24 protein-coding genes are annotated in these 19,648 nt (G+C 60.5%); 6 read left to right on the top strand and 18 right to left on the bottom strand.

The genetic code is table 11. The features are described from left to right. Positions 1-777, bottom strand: a 777-nt coding sequence (gene dapE, locus ACM62R_RS11675) for a succinyl-diaminopimelate desuccinylase (protein ID WP_415184231.1), incomplete at its 3' end; no start/stop codon positions are given. A gap of 247 nt (positions 778-1,024) precedes the next feature. Here dapE and ACM62R_RS11680 point away from each other — a divergent pair. Next, positions 1,025-2,698, top strand: coding sequence for an acyl-CoA dehydrogenase family protein (locus tag ACM62R_RS11680; protein ID WP_415184232.1), 1,674 nt, complete (start codon positions 1,025-1,027; stop codon positions 2,696-2,698). Between the two features lie 17 nt (positions 2,699-2,715). Here ACM62R_RS11680 and recO read toward each other — a convergent pair whose 3' ends face one another. The 12 genes from recO to folK form a co-directional block, all read right to left on the bottom strand. Further along, positions 2,716-3,441 carry a DNA repair protein RecO gene (recO, locus tag ACM62R_RS11685; RefSeq protein WP_415184233.1) on the bottom strand — a complete coding sequence of 242 codons (726 nt, stop codon included), beginning with the start codon at positions 3,439-3,441 and terminating at the stop codon, positions 2,716-2,718. Between the two features lie 90 nt (positions 3,442-3,531). After that, positions 3,532-4,308, bottom strand: coding sequence for a DUF1684 domain-containing protein (locus tag ACM62R_RS11690; RefSeq protein ID WP_415184234.1), 777 nt, complete (start codon positions 4,306-4,308; stop codon positions 3,532-3,534). Positions 4,309-4,330: 22 nt separating this feature from the next. Next, the gene (locus tag ACM62R_RS11695) at positions 4,331-4,666 is read right to left on the bottom strand and encodes a DUF1491 family protein (protein WP_415184235.1); all 336 of its coding nucleotides are present in this window, start codon (positions 4,664-4,666) and stop codon (positions 4,331-4,333) included. Positions 4,667-4,675: 9 nt separating this feature from the next. Then, positions 4,676-5,587: a GTPase Era gene (era, locus tag ACM62R_RS11700; protein WP_415184236.1), complete on the bottom strand. Its 912-nt coding sequence runs from the start codon at positions 5,585-5,587 to the stop codon at positions 4,676-4,678. Next, positions 5,580-6,269, bottom strand: coding sequence for a ribonuclease III (gene rnc / locus ACM62R_RS11705; RefSeq protein ID WP_415184237.1), 690 nt, complete (start codon positions 6,267-6,269; stop codon positions 5,580-5,582). The genes era and rnc overlap by 8 nt, the downstream gene beginning before the upstream one ends. Continuing rightward, the gene (lepB, locus tag ACM62R_RS11710) at positions 6,266-7,045 is read right to left on the bottom strand and encodes a signal peptidase I (RefSeq protein ID WP_415184238.1); all 780 of its coding nucleotides are present in this window, start codon (positions 7,043-7,045) and stop codon (positions 6,266-6,268) included. Before lepB ends, rnc begins: the two co-directional genes overlap by 4 nt. A gap of 56 nt (positions 7,046-7,101) precedes the next feature. After that, the gene (acpS, locus tag ACM62R_RS11715; RefSeq protein ID WP_415184239.1) at positions 7,102-7,503 is read right to left on the bottom strand and encodes a holo-ACP synthase; all 402 of its coding nucleotides are present in this window, start codon (positions 7,501-7,503) and stop codon (positions 7,102-7,104) included. Positions 7,504-7,576: 73 nt separating this feature from the next. Continuing rightward, a complete protein-coding gene (locus ACM62R_RS11720) occupies positions 7,577-8,326 on the bottom strand; it encodes a pyridoxine 5'-phosphate synthase (RefSeq protein ID WP_415184240.1) in 750 nt (249 codons plus the stop codon). A gap of 147 nt (positions 8,327-8,473) precedes the next feature. Then, on the bottom strand, positions 8,474-9,115 hold the full coding sequence (locus ACM62R_RS11725) for a DUF2062 domain-containing protein (RefSeq protein ID WP_415184241.1): 642 nt from the start codon (positions 9,113-9,115) through the stop codon (positions 8,474-8,476). Between the two features lie 82 nt (positions 9,116-9,197). Further along, a complete protein-coding gene (locus tag ACM62R_RS11730) occupies positions 9,198-11,315 on the bottom strand; it encodes a RelA/SpoT family protein (protein WP_415184242.1) in 2,118 nt (705 codons plus the stop codon). A 29-nt stretch (positions 11,316-11,344) separates the two neighbouring features. After that, positions 11,345-11,698: a DNA-directed RNA polymerase subunit omega gene (gene rpoZ / locus ACM62R_RS11735; protein ID WP_415184275.1), complete on the bottom strand. Its 354-nt coding sequence runs from the start codon at positions 11,696-11,698 to the stop codon at positions 11,345-11,347. A 91-nt stretch (positions 11,699-11,789) separates the two neighbouring features. Beyond that, entirely contained in the window at positions 11,790-12,380 is a 591-nt protein-coding gene (gene folK, locus ACM62R_RS11740) for a 2-amino-4-hydroxy-6-hydroxymethyldihydropteridine diphosphokinase (RefSeq protein ID WP_415184243.1), read from the bottom strand. Positions 12,381-12,495: 115 nt separating this feature from the next. On the opposite strand from folK, the gene ACM62R_RS11745 reads away from it, so the two are divergent. The 4 genes from ACM62R_RS11745 (at position 12,496) to ACM62R_RS11760 (ending at position 15,537) form a co-directional block, all read left to right on the top strand. Further along, positions 12,496-13,068 (top strand): NYN domain-containing protein, encoded by a 573-nt coding sequence (locus ACM62R_RS11745; protein WP_415184244.1) that lies wholly within the window; start codon positions 12,496-12,498, stop codon positions 13,066-13,068. A gap of 148 nt (positions 13,069-13,216) precedes the next feature. Continuing rightward, on the top strand, positions 13,217-14,179 hold the full coding sequence (gene ispH, locus ACM62R_RS11750) for a 4-hydroxy-3-methylbut-2-enyl diphosphate reductase (RefSeq protein ID WP_415184245.1): 963 nt from the start codon (positions 13,217-13,219) through the stop codon (positions 14,177-14,179). A gap of 213 nt (positions 14,180-14,392) precedes the next feature. Further along, on the top strand, positions 14,393-14,887 hold the full coding sequence (gene rnhA, locus ACM62R_RS11755) for a ribonuclease HI (RefSeq protein ID WP_415184246.1): 495 nt from the start codon (positions 14,393-14,395) through the stop codon (positions 14,885-14,887). 26 nt (positions 14,888-14,913) lie between these two features. Next, complete coding sequence (locus tag ACM62R_RS11760; RefSeq protein ID WP_415184276.1) at positions 14,914-15,537, top strand: trimeric intracellular cation channel family protein; 624 nt, start codon at positions 14,914-14,916, stop codon at positions 15,535-15,537. A 64-nt stretch (positions 15,538-15,601) separates the two neighbouring features. On the opposite strand, the gene ACM62R_RS11765 is transcribed toward ACM62R_RS11760, so the two are convergent. The 5 genes from ACM62R_RS11765 to def (ACM62R_RS11785) all read right to left on the bottom strand — a co-directional run bounded on the left by ACM62R_RS11765 (position 15,602) and on the right by def (ACM62R_RS11785) (position 18,027). Further along, positions 15,602-15,745 carry a hypothetical protein gene (locus tag ACM62R_RS11765; protein ID WP_415184247.1) on the bottom strand — a complete coding sequence of 48 codons (144 nt, stop codon included), beginning with the start codon at positions 15,743-15,745 and terminating at the stop codon, positions 15,602-15,604. Next, entirely contained in the window at positions 15,745-15,984 is a 240-nt protein-coding gene (locus ACM62R_RS11770) for a GlsB/YeaQ/YmgE family stress response membrane protein (RefSeq protein WP_415184248.1), read from the bottom strand. Before ACM62R_RS11770 ends, ACM62R_RS11765 begins: the two co-directional genes overlap by 1 nt. A gap of 95 nt (positions 15,985-16,079) precedes the next feature. Then, positions 16,080-16,976 carry a methionyl-tRNA formyltransferase gene (gene fmt / locus ACM62R_RS11775; protein WP_415184249.1) on the bottom strand — a complete coding sequence of 299 codons (897 nt, stop codon included), beginning with the start codon at positions 16,974-16,976 and terminating at the stop codon, positions 16,080-16,082. Next, a complete protein-coding gene (gene def / locus ACM62R_RS11780; protein ID WP_415184250.1) occupies positions 16,973-17,473 on the bottom strand; it encodes a peptide deformylase in 501 nt (166 codons plus the stop codon). The genes fmt and def (ACM62R_RS11780) overlap by 4 nt, the downstream gene beginning before the upstream one ends. After that, a complete protein-coding gene (gene def / locus ACM62R_RS11785; protein WP_415184251.1) occupies positions 17,470-18,027 on the bottom strand; it encodes a peptide deformylase in 558 nt (185 codons plus the stop codon). The genes def (ACM62R_RS11780) and def (ACM62R_RS11785) overlap by 4 nt, the downstream gene beginning before the upstream one ends. Positions 18,028-18,213: 186 nt before the next feature. Between def (ACM62R_RS11785) and ACM62R_RS11790 the strand changes: the two genes are divergently transcribed. Further along, entirely contained in the window at positions 18,214-19,395 is a 1,182-nt protein-coding gene (locus tag ACM62R_RS11790) for a MalY/PatB family protein (RefSeq protein WP_415184252.1), read from the top strand. The last annotated feature ends 253 nt before the right edge of the window (positions 19,396-19,648 follow it).

Below are 19,648 nucleotides of genomic sequence, written 5' to 3' on the forward strand. Positions count from 1 at the left end.
GACGGTGGCGGTGGCCCGCGCGGGGATCACGTTGTTGGCCGGGTTGCCGCAATCGGCCGTGGTGATTTGCAGCGTCGAGGCGTCGAAATGTTCGGTCCCGCCATCCAGCGGCATCGCGGTCAACACGGCCAACAGATCAACCAGCGCATGCAGCGGGTTTTTGGCACGGTGCGGGTAGGCCGAATGGCCCTGCACCCCGGTCGCGGTAATATAAGCCGTCATCGAGCCGCGCCGCCCGATCTTGATCATATCACCCAAGGTTTCAGGGCAGGTGGGTTCGCCCACAAGGCAAACTGACATGCGTTCGCCGCGCGCCGCCATATCATCCAATAGCGCAAGCGTGCCGTCCCGCCCCACACCCTCCTCATCGCCGGTAATGGCCACGATCAGCGCGCCATCGGGCGGCGTCTGGCGCACAAAATCCACCGCTGCGGCCACAAAGGCGGCAACCCCGGACTTCATGTCCGTGGCACCGCGCCCCCACAACACACCGTCAAGGATGTCACCGCCGAACGGGTCATGCGCCCAGGCGGCGGCATCGCCCACGGGCACGACGTCAGTATGACCGTTGAAACCAAAGCTGCGCGTGGCACCGCGCACACCCCAGCGGGCAAAGAGGTTGGGCACCCCGCCCCTATCAACGCGGTGGCAGGCAAAACCCGCGTCGGATAGAACCTGCTCTAACAGCACCAGCGCGCCCCCCTCGGTCGGGGTGACAGAGGGGCAACGGATCAGGTCAGCGGTAAGGGTAACGGGGTCAAGCGGGGCGAATGTCATGGCGGGCCTCTTGCGGTTCAGGCCACTCCTAACGGGCCACAAAAGCATCGGCAACCGCTGCGCAACCACCAACGCGGCAATCTGCCCCGGACACCGGCCGTGGAACACCGCTACCCCCCTTAAACCCAATGCGCGGGCGCATTGGCAGCGACAGATTCCATCGCCATCACCGGCCATGACGTATTTTAATTGCGCTGCAACTGCGAAATACCTAAACACGAAGAAGACAGTCAAGAAGGACCGACTCATGCCGCATGATGGGGGCGATATGCCAAAAACCGCTTTGATCGCAGATCTTTTGAACCTGACTGCGGCTGCATTGCCTGATGTCACTGCCTTAACGGACGCTGCCAGTGCAGCATTGGCCAAAGCCGTGACGGTCGAGGGAAAAATTTCCGCGCGGGCGCTTGAGGCCGATCAGTTCGCCGCTCATGCGCTTTCTTGGTTGGCGACCTATGCCCAAGCCCTAACGCAGCTTCGCGCCTGGGCCGGGCGGCTGGACGACGACGGCAAGCTGGGCGAAATGGAAAGCCTGATCCTACAGATCGGCTTTGGCGAATATCTGGCGCAGATTCAGGGCGGCATCCCGATGAGCCAGAATGAAACCGCCCGCCTTGCCGATCTGGGGCAGGTCTGGGCCCCCGGCCCCGCCGCCGCCACGCTGATCGCCCAAGGCAACACCCCCACCGCACGCGCCCGTCTGGTGGCGCTGATGCGCGACAACCATGGCCGCGCAACCTTTGGCGCCTCGGGGTTGGATGAAGATCTGGAAATGATCCGCGACCAGTTCCGCCGCTTTGCGGATGAGCAGGTCGTGCCCTTTGCGCATGACTGGCACCTGAAGGACGAATTGATCCCGATGGAGATTATTACCCAATTGGCCGAGCTTGGGGTCTTTGGTCTGACCATCCCGGAAGAATTTGGCGGGCTAGGGCTTAGCAAAGCCTCGATGGTGGTGGTGTCAGAGGAACTCTCGCGCGGCTATATCGGCGTCGGCTCGCTTGCCACAAGGTCCGAGATCGCGGCGGAGTTGATCCTTTGTGGCGGCACCGACGTGCAAAAGGCGACATGGCTGCCCGGCCTCGCCTCGGGTGAGATCTTGCCCACGGCGGTGTTCACCGAACCGAACACCGGATCGGATCTTGGGTCGCTGCGAACCCGTGCGGTGAAAACGGGCGACGAATGGGAAGTGACCGGCAACAAGACCTGGATCACCCACGCCGCGCGCACCCATATGATGACGCTGCTGGCCCGCACCGACCCGGCAACAACCGATTACCGGGGCCTGAGCATGTTTTTGGCCGCAAAAGCCCCCGGCACCGATGCGGCCCCCTTCCCCACGCCGGGCATGACCGGCGGCGAGATTGAAGTGCTGGGCTACCGCGGCATGAAGGAATACGAACTGGCCTTTGACGGCTTCAAGGTGAAGGGCGTAAACCTGTTGGGCGGGGTCGAAGGGCAGGGTTTCAAACAGCTCATGCAGACCTTCGAATCCGCGCGTATCCAGACCGCCGCGCGTGCGATCGGGGTGGCCCAGTCCGCAGTCGAAGTCGGCATGAAATACGCCGAAGACCGCAAGCAATTTGGCAAATCGCTGATCGAGTTTCCGCGCGTTGCAGGCAAATTGGCGATGATGGCCGTAGAAATCATGATCGCGCGGCAGCTGACCTATTTCAGCGCTTGGGAGAAAGACCACGGCCAGCGCTGCGACCTTGAAGCGGGCATGGCCAAGCTGCTGGGCGCGCGCGTTGCCTGGGCCTGTGCCGATAACGCGCTGCAAATTCATGGCGGTAACGGGTTCGCGCTGGAATATCAGATCAGCCGGATCCTGTGCGATGCCCGCATCCTGAACATCTTTGAAGGTGCGGCAGAAATTCAGGCGCAGGTGATTGCGCGCAGGCTGCTGGACGGGCGCGGCTGAAACCGGGGTTGGCGGGCCTACCCGGCCCGCGCCAAAGCCGCCACCAACCTTGCCCGCGCGGCGGGCAAGGGCCGCCGCCCCAAATCAGCAGCCAAGCGGTTTTCCAGAAAATGCCCGGTGGTTTCAAACCCCTGCATCAGTTCGCCCGTGCTGGCACCGCCTTGCCCCAACAGGCAAACGGGTAACGGCAGCAGCCGTGCGGCCCAGTCACCCGCACCCTCGCGGCTGACCGCGCGGCCAGATTTTGGGCTGACATAGATCAGATCATCGCGGCTTCCGTTCACCGCGCAAGAGGTCAGATCCAGCCCGTAGCCCAGTTCTTCCAGCAGCCCAAGTTCCCAGCGCAGATAGGCCAGCGGCCAACCCGGTTGCACCAGCGCCAAGCTGTCAAACAACGGTTCCGTATTACGGTAAAGCCGCGGATGCGCCTCGCGTTCGGGCAGGGCAAAGGCCAATAGCGCACAGACCGCGTTCAGCCCCAAAAGCGCCAACCGATCCCCCAGCACCCCGGCGCGCGACCGAAGCGGCTCGACGGTGAATGTGCCGATATGATCCTCCAGCCGGGCGTGCCAGCTTATGTCAACGAACGACCCCGGCTGAAGCACCGCCGCCACCTTGCGCGACGCCCCCCCCCGAACAACGCCCGCATGACGGCCATGGGCTGCGGCAAACACCTCGACGATGGCCGATGTTTCACCATGCGCGCGCACCGACAGAATCGTGCCCTCATCGCGCCACTCCATAGAGCCTCCGCTTTGCTCCGGTCGAAGTATTCCCGCCAACGGCCGCCGCATCCAGCCCCGAACGTGCAGCGAAGGGAATTTTCGCGCGCATCAGGGCTTCAATTCGCCTGCCTCCACGCGGAACGGCAGGATGTTTTCGCGCGGCGGCAGTGGGCAGATTGCCAGATCAGAAAAGGCGCAAGGCGGGTTGAAGGCGGTATTGAAGTCAAGCGTGATACCGCCGTCGGCAATATCGGTGCCGTATAGAAACCGCGACGCGCCATAGGTTTCATGCCCAGCGGTCTGATCGCGAAAAACAAACATCGGCTGACCTGCTTTGACATGCAGCGGCACCAGATCCACCGAAACCCCGGCATGGCTAAAACGCGCGAAATGGGTCTGCACCGTCGCATCATATGCGCCATTGACCATCTCAGCCTTACGCGTAACCGGTGCATCAAGCGCGCGCCATTCGGCCCGAAGGCACCATGCCGGGGCGGTCGGGAAATAGCGTAAATTGGGCACCGCACGATCTGGCGACAGGTCGCGGACGCGCAATGCGGGCCGGCCATCAACGCTGTGAATCTCTAGCAGCATTCCGGCGACGCGCAGACGCGGCGGGCGCTCCCCTTCGGGCAGAAGGGCCAGCGTTTCGCCCGCCTCTGTCAACAGGCTGGCGGCGTCGCCCGTAAGGGTCAGCTGACCCAGATGCGAGGGGCCGATGCTTAGGGCAATCTCATTATCGGCGGCACGCCCGACGGCCATTTGGCCCTGCCGCAGTTCGATCCGGTCGGTCAGGTTCAGCCAGCCGTCATCAGCCGCAAGTTCGGCCAAACGGGCCGCGCGATGATTGGCAAGGCGGGTTTCATAGGCAGGATCAAGGGGCATGTTGCACGGCCTTTGCTGTTGGTTAATCGGACAGGCCCGGCTCATCCAGAAGGGTGCGCCCATCGCGAGATTCAATTTCGATCACCCATAGGTCCGGATCATTGCGGCACTGGCGGGCGATGGTCGCGTCCACCTCGGGCTCGGGGCCGGACGTCAGTTGAACCCATACCCGGTCGCCTGTCATCAGATCAAAGCTGCGTTGCCATGCAACGGCATTGCCATCAAGCAAGGCGCATTTGACCAGCACCGCCCCTGCGCTCGCGTCCCCCCGCCGGGTGATATAGGCCGGAATATCAGCCAAACCCAACCGAGCAAGGTAGGCACGAACCCAGAAATCGGCGGTCAGCCTCGCGTCCACGCCGCGGCCTCAGTTGCCGTCTTTGAAATCAAGACCCATTTCAGAATAGCGCTCGGCCTCATTTTCCCAGTTCGGGCGGACCTTGACCTGCAAGAACAGATGCACCGGACGGCCCAGAAACTCGGCCAGTTCCTTGCGGGCGTCGATGCTGACCGATTTGATCGTCTCGCCACCGTGGCCCAGCACGATCCCCTTGTGGCCATCGCGGCCCACATAGATCAGTTGGTCGATCCGGGTCGAGCCATCGGGGCGATCTTCCCATTTCTCGGTTTCGACGGTCAGCTGATAGGGCAGTTCTTCGTGCAGGCGAAGGGTCAGCTTTTCTCGCGTGACCTCGGCTGCGATCACGCGCATCGGCAGATCTGCAATCTGATCTTCGGGGTAAAACCACGGGCCTTCGGGCAGCTCACCCGCCAGCCATTCACGCAGGTCATCCACGCCGTAACCCCGTTCAGCCGAAATCATGAAGGTGCGCACAAAGGGGTAAAGCGCGTTCATCTGTTCGGCCAGTGCCAGCAGGGTTTCAGCCTTGACCCGGTCAATCTTATTGATCGCCAGCGCAACTGGGTGGGCGCCCACACGTTCGTTCAGCGCCTCCAGAATGGCCTTCACACCTTCGGTTATGCCGCGATGCGCCTCGATCAGCAACACGACGACATCGGCATCCGACGCCCCCCCCCAGGCCGCGGCAACCATTGCGCGGTCCAACCGGCGGCGCGGTCGAAACAGGCCCGGCGTATCGACAAAGACGATCTGCGCCTGCCCTTCCATGCAGACGCCGCGAATCCGGGTCCGCGTGGTTTGCACCTTATGCGTGACGATCGAGACCTTGGCCCCCACCATCCTGTTGAGAAGCGTCGATTTTCCGGCATTCGGCTCACCGATGAGTGCGACGAATCCAGCGCGGGTCTGTTCAGTCATCGGAACTCTCCATCCGGGTCAATAGGGCCTTGGCAGCGGCCTGTTCGGCCTGCCGTTTCGCACCAGCCGAGGCCCGTTCTACCTGCCCCGTGGTCAGCCGCGCTTCAATCACGAATACCGGCGCATGGTCGGGTCCGTCGCGCGAAATTTCAACATAGGCAGGCGGCGGCAGACCGCGCGCCTGTGCCCATTCTTGTAAACTGGTCTTGGCATCGCGCGCGTCAACGGCAACGCCACCTACGCGGTCGCCCCAAAGGCGCACGATCAGATCGCGTGCCACATCAAAACCGGCATCAAGGTAAACGGCGGCAATCATTGCCTCCATCGCGTCACCCAGCAGGGCCTCTTTACGCCGCCCGCCTGTCATCATCTCTGACCGGCCCAGTTTCAGCACCTCACCCAGGCCGATCTGGCGGGCGACATCGGCACAGGTTTCCTTACGGACCAGCGCATTGAAGCGCGGGGCAAGTTGGCCTTCGCTTGCGCCCCGGTCTGCGGCCAAAAGTGCCTCAGCCATCACCAACCCCAACACCCGGTCGCCCAAAAACTCAAGGCGCTGGTTATCAGGCCGGGTCGCGGTTGAGATTGAGGCGTGGGTCAACGCGCGCGCCAGCAGCTCGGGCCTGGTAAAGCGATGCCCCAGACGGGTCATAAACCCCTGTATTTCAGCCGAGATTTTCACTCGATTGCCTTGAAAAAGCGGTCGGGCCGCCAAGTCCAAAAGAAAAACAACGACCGCCCCGCCGATGAAAACATTACCCTGTCGGCCCGGCCAATCAAGAACTGCGACGGCACAAAGCCCAGCCCCGACGGGGCCGCAAAACGGCTATCTTCGGAATTGTCGCGGTTGTCACCCATGAAGAAGTAATTGTCGGCAGGCACAGTGAAGACCGGCGTGTTATCCGCCACCCAAGTATCGGAAATATTGAGGATCGAGTGGGATTTGCCGTTGGGCAGCGTCTCGATCATGCGCTCTTTTTCGCAGATTCCGCCCTGACCAACCGGATCGTTTTCACAACGCGGCATCAGGCGCTGTGGCCCTTGCAGATCTTTCGGCTCTTTGAAGATGCCGCCATCAGTCAGCTGCACTGGCGCGCCGTTGATATTCAGAACGCCGTTTTTCATCTGCACTGTGTCGCCAGGCAAACCTATGACGCGCTTGATAAAGTCGACACCGCGGGTGGGGTGACGAAAGACCACAACGTCACCACGCTCGGGTTCGGATGCAAAAATGCGACCCGATATCGGGCAGGCCGAGAACGGGCAGGAATATGCCGAATAGCCATAGGCCATCTTGTTGACGAACAGGAAATCTCCGATCAGCAGCGTGTCTTTCATGCTGCCTGAGGGAATCCAGAAGGGCTGAAAGAACAGGGTGCGAAAAATACCCGCGATCACAAGGGCATAGACAATCGTCTTGACCGTTTCAATCGCGCCGTCTTTTGCCTTGCTGGCCATGGTTCGCCCATTCCTGTTGAAAATCTTGCCTTCCTTGCGACGCGCGGCGCCGCGTGTCAAGGAAGCGCGCGCGCCTCGATGACGACAAAGGCCTGCGCCCAAGGGTGATCGTCGGTTAGCGAAACATGCACGACGGCCTTGTAACCCTCTGGTGTCATTTCCTTTAATCTATCAGCAGCCCAACCCGTCAGATGCATCACCGGTTGCCCTGACGACAAATTCGTGACCGCCATATCGCGCCACGAAATCCCCATGCGAAGACCCGTTCCAAGCGCCTTTGAACAGGCTTCTTTTGCCGCCCAGCGTTTGGCGTAGGTGCCGGCAACATCAGTGCGCGATTCAGCCTTGGACTGCTCTATCGGGGTAAACACGCGGTTGCGAAACCTGTCCCCATGTCTTGCCAAAACGCCGCTGATCCGCTCGATATTCGTCAGATCCGAGCCAATCCCAAGGATCATTTCGTCCCCCCGGAAAAGAGGCTCTGGCCGGGTAGAACCGGGGGGCCGCTGGTGCAGTCGCGTGACACCATGGTCAGGCTCCGGCCCTTGCCTGCTCCATCAGGTGGCGCATCTGGGCAATGGCGGGCCCAAGCCCCATAAATACCGCTTCGCAAATCAGGAAATGGCCGATGTTCAGTTCCTGTATCTCTGGAATCGCTGCAATCGGCTTTACGGTATCAAACGTCAGCCCATGGCCGGCATGCACTTCCAACCCAAGACTTTTGGCCAGTTTCGCCCCGGCAACCAGCAACGCGAGTTCGGCGTCGCGCTCGGCCAGGTGCCCATCGGCATGCAAATCGCAATAATGCCCGGTGTGTAACTCCACCACCGCCGCGCCTATCCGGGCCGATGCGCGGATCTGTTCCGCGTCGTGGCCAATAAACATTGAAACCCGGCATCCAGCCTCGCGCAATGGCGCGATATAAGCGGCCAAACGGTCCTCATCCCCCGCAACATCCAGCCCACCCTCAGTGGTACGCTCGGCCCGCTTTTCAGGAACAAGGCAGACCGCGTGCGGCTTGTGGCGTAGCGCGATTGCCTGCATTTCAGACGTTGCGGCCATCTCAAAGTTCAACGGGCAGGTCAAACCCGCAATAAGTGTGTCAATATCCGCGTCAACGATATGCCGCCGATCCTCGCGCAGATGCGCGGTAATGCCGTCGGCCCCGGCCTGTTGCGCCAGGATAGCCGCACGCAACGGATCGGGGTATGCAGACCCACGCGCATTGCGCAAGGTTGCAACATGATCGACATTGACACCCAGTCTAAGAAGGTTGGCCATGATCAGCTCCTTGTCATTTGACCCGATTATGCGCGGCGGGTCCGCCGGATGGAAGAGTGACACAGGATGGTTTGCGGCATTTCAGCCAAAAAGAAAACGCGGCGCCTTCCTGATGAAAATGCGCTTAACCACAGGGATTGCGGGCCCTCAATCCTGCGGGTCCTGATTCTTGCGTTCGGCGCGTTCTTCCAGCTTGGCGTGCAGCTTGGCCTTTAGCTGACCCAGGCGTTCCGTGATCCGGCGGCGGCGACGCTTTTGATAGGCCACAATTATTGGCGCAGAAAGATAGTAGCTGATCAACCCGGCAATGACGCCGGGAATGAAGCCGCCCACAAGGTAGGGTAGAAATACCTCGTAAAAGAAGCGCGCCAGCCCCCCCCAATGCGCGGTAGCATCTGTAAACATCGCAAAGAAGTTATGTTGCAGGTCACCGCTGGCCGCGATGAATTTACGCATCAACCCTTCCTGATGCGCCGGGTCAAAGCGGGTGCCCAACATCCAGTGGCCCAGCTTCATCGAGCTATAGGCAATGATCGGGAATGTGATCGGGTTACCAAAGAACGTCGCCAGCAGCGCAGCAAGGACATTTCCCCGCACCAACAGCGCCGTGCCAGCCGCGGTCAAGAAATGGAACCCGAACAATGGCGTGAACGATACGAACACCCCCGCCCCGACGCCACGCGCAATCCTGTGCGGATCATCGGGCAGCCGCCGGACACGGTGTTTGACGTAGTGAAAGGCGCGCGTCCAGCCGCCGCGCGGCCAGACCGATTCGGTCAGCACTCGCATGATGGGGCGGCGGTCACGCCGTTTGAATACCACTTCAGCTACCTCATATACCTCGCACCGGATTTCCGGAGGCGAATTTGCCCTAGGGCTTGCGCGTCAGATCGCGGTACCGCTCCACTTGTGCTACACTGGTTTCAGCATCAAGCGCGGTCAGGATCGTATGCAGGTGTTCGGCGTCGCGCAATTCAACCTCAACAATCAACGAGTAAAAATCCGGTTTTCGATCGACGAACTGTAGATCCGAGATATTGGCCTTCTGCTGACCAATCAAGGTGCAGATATGGCCCAGAACGCCCGCATCGTTAGAGATAGTCACCTTCAGCGTGGCGCTATAAGCGGCAGCATGGCGGCCCGAGTGCCAGTGCAGATCGACCCAACGATTGGGCTGATCTTCAAATTCCGCCAGGATGGGGCAATCGGCGGCGTGGATGACCACACCTTGCCCACGATAAGTGATGCCGATGATCCGTTCGCCCGGCAAAGGCTGACAGCAACCCGCGCGACGGAAGGTCTGATCTGCGGCAAGGCCCAGCACGGCGCGGTGCGGCTCAACCAATTCCGCGGGGGCGGTGGCCAGTTCAGGATATAGGGCCTCAACTACATCGCGGGCTGACAGTTCGGCACTGCCCAGGCGCGCCAGTAGTTCAGTATAATCAGTCAATCCCAGCGTCTTGGCGGCGGTGCGCAGCGCCTTATCGGACACCTTGCGCCCGACATGTTCAAACGCGACGCGGGCCAGTTCCCCCCCCAGCTTCACAAAACGTGAACGGTCCTCTTCGCGCAGCGATTTGCGGATCGCCCCTTTGGCGCGCCCGGTCACCACAATATCCAGCCATGTGGCCTGCGGACGCTGGCCCGCTGCGGTAATCACTTCGACTGATTGGCCATTCTTCAGCCGCGTCCACAGCGGCACGCGGATACCGTCAACCTTGGCACCGACGCAGGAATTGCCGATCCGGGTGTGAATCGCATAGGCATAGTCGATCGGCGTGGCGCCTTTGGGCAGCTTTACGACATCGCCCTTGGGCGAGAAGCAAAACACCTGATCGGAATACATCTCCAGTTTGACGTTTTCCAGAAATTCGTCGTGATCGCCTTCCTCGAACCGTTCGGTCAGCGCGGTGATCCATTCCGCCGGATCAACGGCAAAGGGGTTTTCGGCGCGCACGCCCTCGCGGTAGGACCAGTGCGCGGCAACACCCGCTTCAGCGACCTCATGCATCTGGCGGGTGCGGATCTGCACCTCGACGCGTTTGCCGTCACGCCCCGACACCGTGGTATGAATCGAGCGGTAGCCGTTGGTTTTCGGCTGCGAGATGTAGTCTTTGAACCGCCCGGGAACCGCCCGCCAGCGATGATGGATAACACCCAGCACACGGTAACAATCAGCCTCGGTGCGGGTAATGATGCGAAACCCGTAAATGTCCGACAGGCGCGAAAAGGAAAGCTGCTTTTCCTCCATCTTGCGCCAGATCGAATAGGGGCGTTTGGCGCGGCCAAAAACGTCGGCCTCGATTCCGGCCTTTTCCAGCTCGGATCGGATATCGGCGGTGATCTTGGGGATGACGTCGCCGGTTTCCTTTTGCAAGATCACAAAGCGGCGGATGATCGAAGTTCGCGCCTCGGGGTTGAGAACCTTGAACGACAGATCCTCCAGTTCTTCGCGCATCCACTGCATCCCCATGCGACCAGCAAGGGGGGCGAAAATCTCCATCGTTTCGCGGGCCTTTTGCGCCTGTTTGTCGACCCGCATCGAACGGATGGTGCGCATATTGTGCAAACGGTCGGCCAGCTTGACCAGAATCACCCGCAGGTCCTTGGACATGGCCATGAACAGCTTGCGAAAATTTTCGGCCTGCTTGCTGGCCGAAGACCCCAGTTGAAGGTTGGTAAGTTTGGTCACGCCGTCGACCAATTCCGCCACATCATCGCCAAAAAGATCCGCAATCTCCGAATAGGTAGAGCGGGTATCTTCGATCGTATCGTGCAAAAGCGCGGTGACGATGGTTGCATCATCCAGCCGCTGTTCGGTCAGGATCGCGGCAACAGCGACGGGATGTGAAAAATACGGATCACCCGAGTGGCGAAGCTGCCCGTCATGCATCCGCATCCCATAATCATAGGCGCGACGGATCAGATCTGCATTGGTGCGCGGGTTGTAGTTGCGGACGAGCGCGATCAGGTCTTCGACGTCGATCATTCTCGCCCGCTTACCCTATCTTGGTGTCGTCAATCGCGGCCCTGAGCGTCCATCAGGGCGCGCAGCATGCGCTCTTCGGACATTTCGTCTTCGTTCGGGCGGTCAACCTCGCCGCCCATCAGGGCCGCCATGCTGTCTTCTTCCGGCTCGTCAACCTCGATCTGGGTCTGGTTGCTTTCGATCATGCGTTCGCGCAGATCGTCCGCCAATTGGGTTTCTTCTGCAATCTCGCGCAGCGACACAACAGGATTCTTGTCATTGTCGCGATCAACGGTGATCGGCGAACCTGCCTGAATCTCGCGCGCCCGATGGGCCGCAAGCATGACAAGTTCAAACCGGTTAGGAACCTTGTCAACGCAATCTTCAACCGTCACGCGGGCCATCGGCAACTCCAATCCGAATTGGGAGGTGTGGAGCGTCTTTTTAGGCGCTGCCATGACGCTTGACAAGCGCCCAATCCCCCCGATTACCCGGCTATATCGGCCTAATCGCCGCTTTTTCGGCATCCGGCAGGGCTGCAAGCATCTCGATCACGGTTTCGTCAGTGACCGGATGGCGCCAAGCGGGTAAAATATCCGCAAGGGGAATCAGCACGAAACCACGTTCCGCCATACGCGGATGCGGTAAAATCAGCCCGGCGGGCGCGCGGCGCAGTTGATCGGCGGGGGGCAGACTTTTCCAATAGGCGTATGTGTGCGCATCAGGCAAAACAGCCCCCCCCATCGCAATCAGATCAAGATCCAACCCGCGGGCTGCCCAGCGATCCTTTCGAATCCGGCCAAATTCCGCCTCAACCGCATGAAGCGCTGCCAGAACCCTATCGGGATAAAGCGCCATGCCCGCCGGTGGCGCGACTATCGCGCAGGCGTTCACATAAACAGGCCCCGCCCCCGCCGGAAAGGAAGGCGTGCGAAAGTAACGGCTAACCGCCTGCAGCCGAAAACCATGCGACACCAGAACACCCAAAGCCGCCGTCAGCGTTCTTGATGGATTTCCCGCGTGGCTGGGAATGTTTCCGCCTAATGCGAGCACAACTGTGTTACTGTCCTTTTGGATAGATACCATTTGACGCACCGTGTGATTATTTACCAAATATGCATGCAATGCAGTGCTTCCAATTTTCAAGTATCCACTTTGTACGGTGAAGAAAAGACAGCACGCATTCCAGAAAGGATCGTTAATGTTTTATAAAGACGAGCGGCTCGCATTGTTCATTGACGGGTCAAATCTTTACGCCGCAGCCAAGACGTTGGGTTTTGACATCGACTATAAACTGCTGCGCAAGGAATTTGAGCGCCGAGGCAAACTGATGCGCGCCTTCTATTACACCGCATTGCTGGAAAATGAGGAGTATTCGCCAATACGACCGCTGGTTGATTGGTTGAACTATAACGGCTTTGCAATGGTTACCAAACCGGCCAAGGAATATACCGATTCCATGGGGCGCCGGAAGGTGAAGGGCAATATGGATATCGAATTGGCCGTGAATGCGATGGAACTGGCCCCAAAGCTGGACCATATCGTACTTTTCTCGGGTGATGGCGATTTTCGGCCACTGGTGGAAAGCCTGCAACGGCAAGGCGTGCGCGTTTCCGTTGTCTCCACAATCCGCAGCCAGCCGCCGATGATTGCGGATGAACTGCGCCGTCAGGCCGATAATTTCATTGAGTTGGATGCCCTTCGTGATGTTATCGGTCGCCCGCCGCGTGAACCGCGCATGGACGACAGCGAAGCCGGTCAGACCGAGACCTGAGACACCAAAACCGGATATCAGGGGTGCTTCGGCACCCCTTTTTCGCGCGACATTTCCACCAGCGATGTCACAAAACGGCTTAGGGCTGGACCTGAGCCGGCATCGGGCTTACCTCTAAGCCTCTCGCGCGTGACAGAACGGACCAATCATGCCCAAACCGCCGCTGACCCTTTATCTGGCCGCCCCGCGTGGGTTTTGTGCAGGCGTGGACCGCGCCATCAAGATCGTCGAATTGGCGCTGAAGAAATGGGGGGCGCCCGTCTATGTCCGCCACGAAATCGTGCATAACAAGTTTGTCGTCGACAATTTGCGCGCGCAAGGCGCGGTTTTTGTCGAAGATCTGGACGAATGCCCGCCGGATCGACCGGTGATCTTTTCAGCCCATGGCGTGCCGAAATCCGTCCCTGCCGAGGCCGCGCGCCGCGATATGGTCTATGTCGATGCCACCTGCCCGCTCGTCTCCAAAGTCCATATCGAGGCGGAACGCCACCACGCCGCAGGCCTGCAAATGGTGATGATCGGCCATGCGGGCCACCCCGAAACGCTGGGCACCATGGGCCAGTTGCCTGAAGGCGAGGTACTGCTGGTTGAAACCGCCGAAGACGTGGCCCGACTGACCCCGCGCGACCCGCAGCGGTTGGCCTTTATTACCCAAACCACGCTGTCGGTTGACGATACCGCCGGAATCGTGGCCGCGCTTCAGGCGCGGTTTCCGGGCATCATCGGGCCGGCCAAGGAAGATATCTGCTACGCCACCACAAACCGTCAGGCCGCCGTCAAGGGGATTGCCCCGAAAATCGCGGCACTTTTGGTGATCGGGGCGCCCAACTCTTCCAACTCACGCCGCTTGGTCGAGGTCGGGCGGGCCGCCGGCTGCGCTTACGCCCAGCTTGTGCAGCGCGCCGACGACATCGACTGGCGCGCGCTTGAGGGTGTCACGGCGGTGGGTGTGACGGCCGGTGCCAGCGCCCCCGAAGTGCTGGTCGATGAGGTGATCGCCGCCTTTCGGGCACGCCATGACGTAACGCTTGAACTGGTGGAAAGCGCCCGCGAAGATATAGAATTCAAGGTGCCACGGGTGCTGCGCGAACCGATGCGAGAGCGGCAGTGATATGGCCTGAGCCCAACCCCGACAGGGGCGCATGTGACAAGAACCAATCGTGGGGGTAGTGCGGTGACCGGTGCCCCCGGATAACTGCCCCCCCGCGAGCCCCTGTGGCGTCATCCCTCGCGCAGGGGGCCGGACCACCTTCGAGCGGGTCCAGGGGGCGCTGCCCCCTCGGCCTTCGGCCTCACCCCCGGAATATTTGGACCAAAGAAAAGCATGGCAGAAATACAGGCATGGACTGACGGCGCATGTAGCGGGAACCCCGGGCCAGGGGGCTGGGGTGTGCTGATGCGCGCCTTCGAGGGCGGCGAGCTGCGCAAGGAGCGGGTTTTGAAAGGCGGAGAGGCCAACACCACAAACAACCGGATGGAGTTGATTGCCGCCATTTCGGCGCTTGAGGCGCTGACGCGGGATAGTGAAATCACCATCACCACTGACAGTGCCTATGTAAAGAACGGCGTGACAGCATGGATTTTTGGCTGGAAGAAAAATGGCTGGAAAACTGCGGACCGCAAGCCGGTAAAAAATGTGGACCTGTGGCAGCGTCTGGATGAGGCACAAATGTGCCACAAGGTCACTTGGAAATGGATCAAAGGCCATGCTGGCCATGCCGAGAATGAGCGTGCTGATGAGCTGGCACGCGAGGGAATGGCGCCGTTCAAACTGCAATCCGGCAAGGCCACGCAAGGCAACAGGGTGCGGGGGCAGTGATGCTGCCGGGGGCGCATCTGACTAACGTGACACTTGTAGCGGGGTTGGAATATGCCTCGGTTCTGGTTTTTGCACTGACCGGAGCGTTGGTTGCATCGCGCCAACAACTGGACCTTGTGGGCTTTGTTTTTGTTGCGGCGCTGACGGCGGTGGGGGGCGGCACGCTGCGTGATCTTTTGCTGGGGGCGGGCCCCGTCTTCTGGATCGCGCGCCCAGAGTTCATCATGATCGCCGCCGCAGCCGCGATTATGGTGTTCTTTACAGCACATCTGCTGGAAAGCCGTTACCGTGCGCTGTTATGGCTGGATGCCTGCGCCTTAGCTGTCGCTGTGCCAAGCGGCGTAGGCGTTGCGCTGGGGCACGGGCATGGGCCGATTGTGGTTCTGATCATGGGGATTTCTACCGGCACTTTCGGCGGCTTGATGCGCGATGTGGTCTGCAATGAAGTACCACTGCTTCTCAAACAGGGTGAACTTTACCTTACGGCTGCCTTTTGCGGCGCGGGGGCGGCGCTGATCGCGATGGCAGTAGGCTGGCCTGTTTCATCGGCCCTTTTGGTTTGTGCGGGGATCACATTTTGTCTGCGCGCGGGAAGCCTGGCTTTTGGCTGGCAGCTACCGGTCTATAAATCCCGCCCGCCCAAAGCCTGAGCGGGCGGCACTTTAGCAGGTCACCCCCCTGACAAAGGCATCCAACGTCCAAACAAACACCGCATCAAAGTTGCAGCGCCACTAGCGTGGCTGCGGCCAACACGGCCCAACCACCGGGCCGCGTGAGCAACCAGATTGCCAAAGCCAATCCCCAAAGCACCAGCCGCGACCCGGCCATGCCGGTAAAGGCGAGCAGCGTCGAAAACATCAGCGGCGTGGCCCGTATTGCCGCCAGAGCCAGATCAGCACCATCGCCCCCAGCACCGCCCCCACAAAGCCCGCCATCCAGCCGGTAATCATCAGCAAGATGCGCAGCACCAGCCCACCGATCAGCGCGCCCAGAACGCCGATACCAACGGTGGCCAGCAGGTCCGTCTCAAGGCGCATTATACGGGTGGCGATGAACCCTGCGGCGGCGCCGACGATCAATAAGGCGATGATGGGCATGATTGCCTCCTGTAGCTGCGGCGAATATGGGCGGGCTCGGCGCCAAAGTGAAGCCTTTGCGCAGGGGTCGGGCTACTCGCGCGCCGATGGGCCATTCAAGAGAGGACAGGCGGCAAGGTCAGGCCGTGTAGAAACTCTGTGGCCGTCATCGGGCGTTTGCCTTGGCGCTGCGCCTCAAGAACCTCGACCGCGCCGGTGCCGCAGGCGATGGTAAAGCCCGACAGCACCGCGCCGGGGGCACCACTGCCTGCGCTGATGCGTGAACGTAAAAGCTTGATCCTTTCACCCGAAATCTGGGTAAAGGCGCCGGGAAAGGGCGACAGGCCACGGATCTGGCGGTCCACGGCTTCGGCGGGCTGCGACCAATCAATCCGGGCCTCGGATTTGTCGATCTTGGCGGCGTAGGTCACGCCCGCCTCGGGTTGCGGCTTCGGGGTCAGATCCGGAAGACGGTCCAGCGCCGCAAGGATCAGGCGCGCGCCGATATGCGACAGGCGGTCATGCAGATCGGCGGTGGTGTCTTGGGCGCCGATTGGGGTGGCCTCGCGCAGCAAAACCGCGCCTGTGTCCAGCCCCGCATCCATCTGCATGATGCAGATGCCGGTTTCAGCGTCGCCCGCCATGATCGCCCGATGGATCGGCGCAGCCCCCCGCCAACGCGGCAAAAGCGAGGCGTGGATATTGAGACACCCCGCCCCCGGCGCATCCAGCACCGCCTGCGGCAGGATCAGGCCATAGGCGACCACCACCGCCACATCCGCGCCAAGGGCGGCAAAGCCGGCCTGTTCATCAGTGCCTTTCAGGCTGCATGGGTGGCGCACCGGCAGACCCAGCGCCTCGGCACGGGCCTGCACCGGGCTGGGGCGATCTTTCTTGCCGCGCCCGGCGGGACGGGGCGGCTGGCAATAGACGGCGACCACCTCATGCTCGGCGTGCAGCGCGCTTAGCACCGGCACGGAAAATTCGGGGGTTCCCATGAAGACGACCTTCATCCGCGCGCCCCCTTCAGCGATTTTGCCACCAGCATCTTGCGGCGCAAGGGCGACAGATGGTCAACGAAAAGCTTGCCGTTCAGATGGTCAATCTGATGCTGCACCGAGGTCGCCCAAAGCCCGACAAAGTCGCGTTCCGCCCACACTCCGGCGTCGTTCAAAAACCGCACCGTCACCGCGCGGGGCCGGTCCACAAAGGCCGAAACGCCGGGCAGATTGGGGCTGGCCTCTTCGTGTTTGCGGATCTGCACCGAGGCATGCAGCACCGACGGATTAGCCATCAGCACCGCTTGCCCGCGTTTGTCCGACGCATCGACCACCGCAAGGCGCAGCATGATCCCGATCTGCGGCGCGGCAAGGCCAACGCCCGGCATCGCCTCCATCGTGTCCACCATATCGTCCCAGATCATGCGGACAGTTTCGGTAACGACCTCGACTGGCTCTGCGGCCATGTGCAGGCGGCGATCGGCATAGGGCAGGAACGGGCGGACGGTCACAACCAGTCCTGCGTATGATCAGGCCGGGGCTGCCCTTCGCGGGCGCGCTCACGTTTAAGCTTTTGCATCTTGCGGGTGATCATCTGGCGTTTCAGCGGACCGATGTAATCAATGAACAGCTTGCCGTTGAGGTGGTCCAGTTCATGCTGCGCGCAGGTGGCCCAAAGCCCGTCGAACTGCTCCTCATGGGTCTGGCCATCCAGCCCCAGCCAACGCATCCGAACCTCGGCCGGGCGGGTGACATCGGCGTATTGTTCCGGGATCGAGAGGCAGCCTTCCTCATAGGTATTCAGCGCCTCGGAGGTCCAGGTGATTTCCGGGTTGATCATCACCATCGGGTCAGGCGCGGCGGCCTTGTCCTTGACGCAATCCATGACAAACAAGCGGCGCAAGATACCCACCTGCGGCGCGGCAAGCCCCACCCCTGGCGCATCATACATGGTGGCCAGCATGTCATCCGCCAGCCGACGAAGGTCATCATCAACCCCGGCTACAGGATCACAAAGCTTCTTGAGCCGCGGGTCAGGATGGATAAGAATTGAACGTATGGTCATGCTGAATGATTTAGGTGAAGCTTGCTCATGGTGCAATGGCATCGCCAAACGAGAATGAAATTCTGACGCAGCAAACATCAATGGAAAATAATTCTACCGATTATGCGTTCAATGGAACTGTTTGCCGATATACAAGGGCAAAACGGAACAAACCAACCCCACAACCCCGGACAGGAACCTGACCCGATGAGCAAAGCGCCGAACTTTGACGAAATCATCTGCCGGCTAGGCACCCATTCCTCAAAATGGGACTGCATGGAACGCCTTTATGGCGTTTCCGCCACTGAGGGCCTGCCGATGTGGGTCGCTGATATGGATTTTCGCCCGCCAATGGCAGTGCAGCGCGCGCTGGAAGAAATGACAGCGCACGGCATCTACGGCTATTTTGGGGATGATGCCGCCTATCTGGCCGCAATCCGCTGGTGGATGAAAACACGCCACGACTGGGCCGTGGAAAACGATTGGATCTTTACCACCCACGGGCTGGTCAACGGCACCGCGATGTGCGTCGACGCCTTTACCCGGCCGGGGGATCGGATCGTGCTGATGACGCCGGTTTACCACGCCTTCGCGCGGGTGATCAAAGCCGCCGGGCGCGAGGTTGTCGAATGTAAACTGGCGCAGCGGGGCGGCCGGTACGAAATGGATTTTGACGCCTGGGACGCACAGATGACCGGCGCCGAGACAATGCTGATCCTGTGTTCACCTCATAACCCCGGTGGCCGCGTCTGGACCGTAGAGGAGCTGCGCGCCGTGGCCGCGTTCTGCAAGCGCCACGATCTGATCCTTGTATCGGACGAAATTCACCACGATCTGGTGATGCCGGGCCACAAACACACGGTCATGGCACGCGCCGCAGATATCACTGATCGGCTGGTAATGTTGACCGCAGCCACCAAGACCTTCAATATCGCGGGCTGCCATTCGGGCAATGTGATCATCCCCGATGCGGGCCTGCGGGCACGGTTTGCACAGCGGATGGGCGCGCTGGGAATTTCAGTCAATTCGTTCGGCATGGCAATGGCAACGGCGGCCTATTCGCCCGAAGGGGCGGAATGGCTGGATCATCTGGTTACTTATCTTGACGGCAACCGAAAGATCTTTGACGCCGGGATCAATGCAATTCCGGGTCTGAAATCCATGCCGCTTGAGGCGACCTATCTGGCTTGGGTTGATTTTTCCGATACCGGGATGACGAAAGAAGAATTTACCACGCGGGTTGAAAAGATTGCAAAAATCGCCGCCAATCATGGCCTCAGCTTTGGTGCGGGTGGCGAAACCTATCTACGCTTCAACCTTGCCACGCCGCGCGCACATATCAACGAGGCCGTAGCACGGATGCAAAAGACATTTGCAGATTTACAATAGGGCGCCGCGCGGCCAGAATGGGGAGGCGTTCTTTCCGGCCGCGCGACAAGGCTCAAGCGTAGGGCAAATAACCCACGCCCACATTTTTATAACGCAACGACAAAGCGGCCGATAATCCCGCACCGGGGTTTCGCGCTTGACAATGCGTACACTTTGCCCCTCGCTAATTCAGAGGCAGAAAACCCATATCTATCCCCCAGACACTGACCGTCGGCCTAGCGATAAGGTCATAAAATCGGGTCGGGCTTTTTAG

The sequence above is a fragment of the Phaeovulum sp. genome (assembly GCF_047638075.1).
Lineage (GTDB): Bacteria > Pseudomonadota > Alphaproteobacteria > Rhodobacterales > Rhodobacteraceae > UBA6197.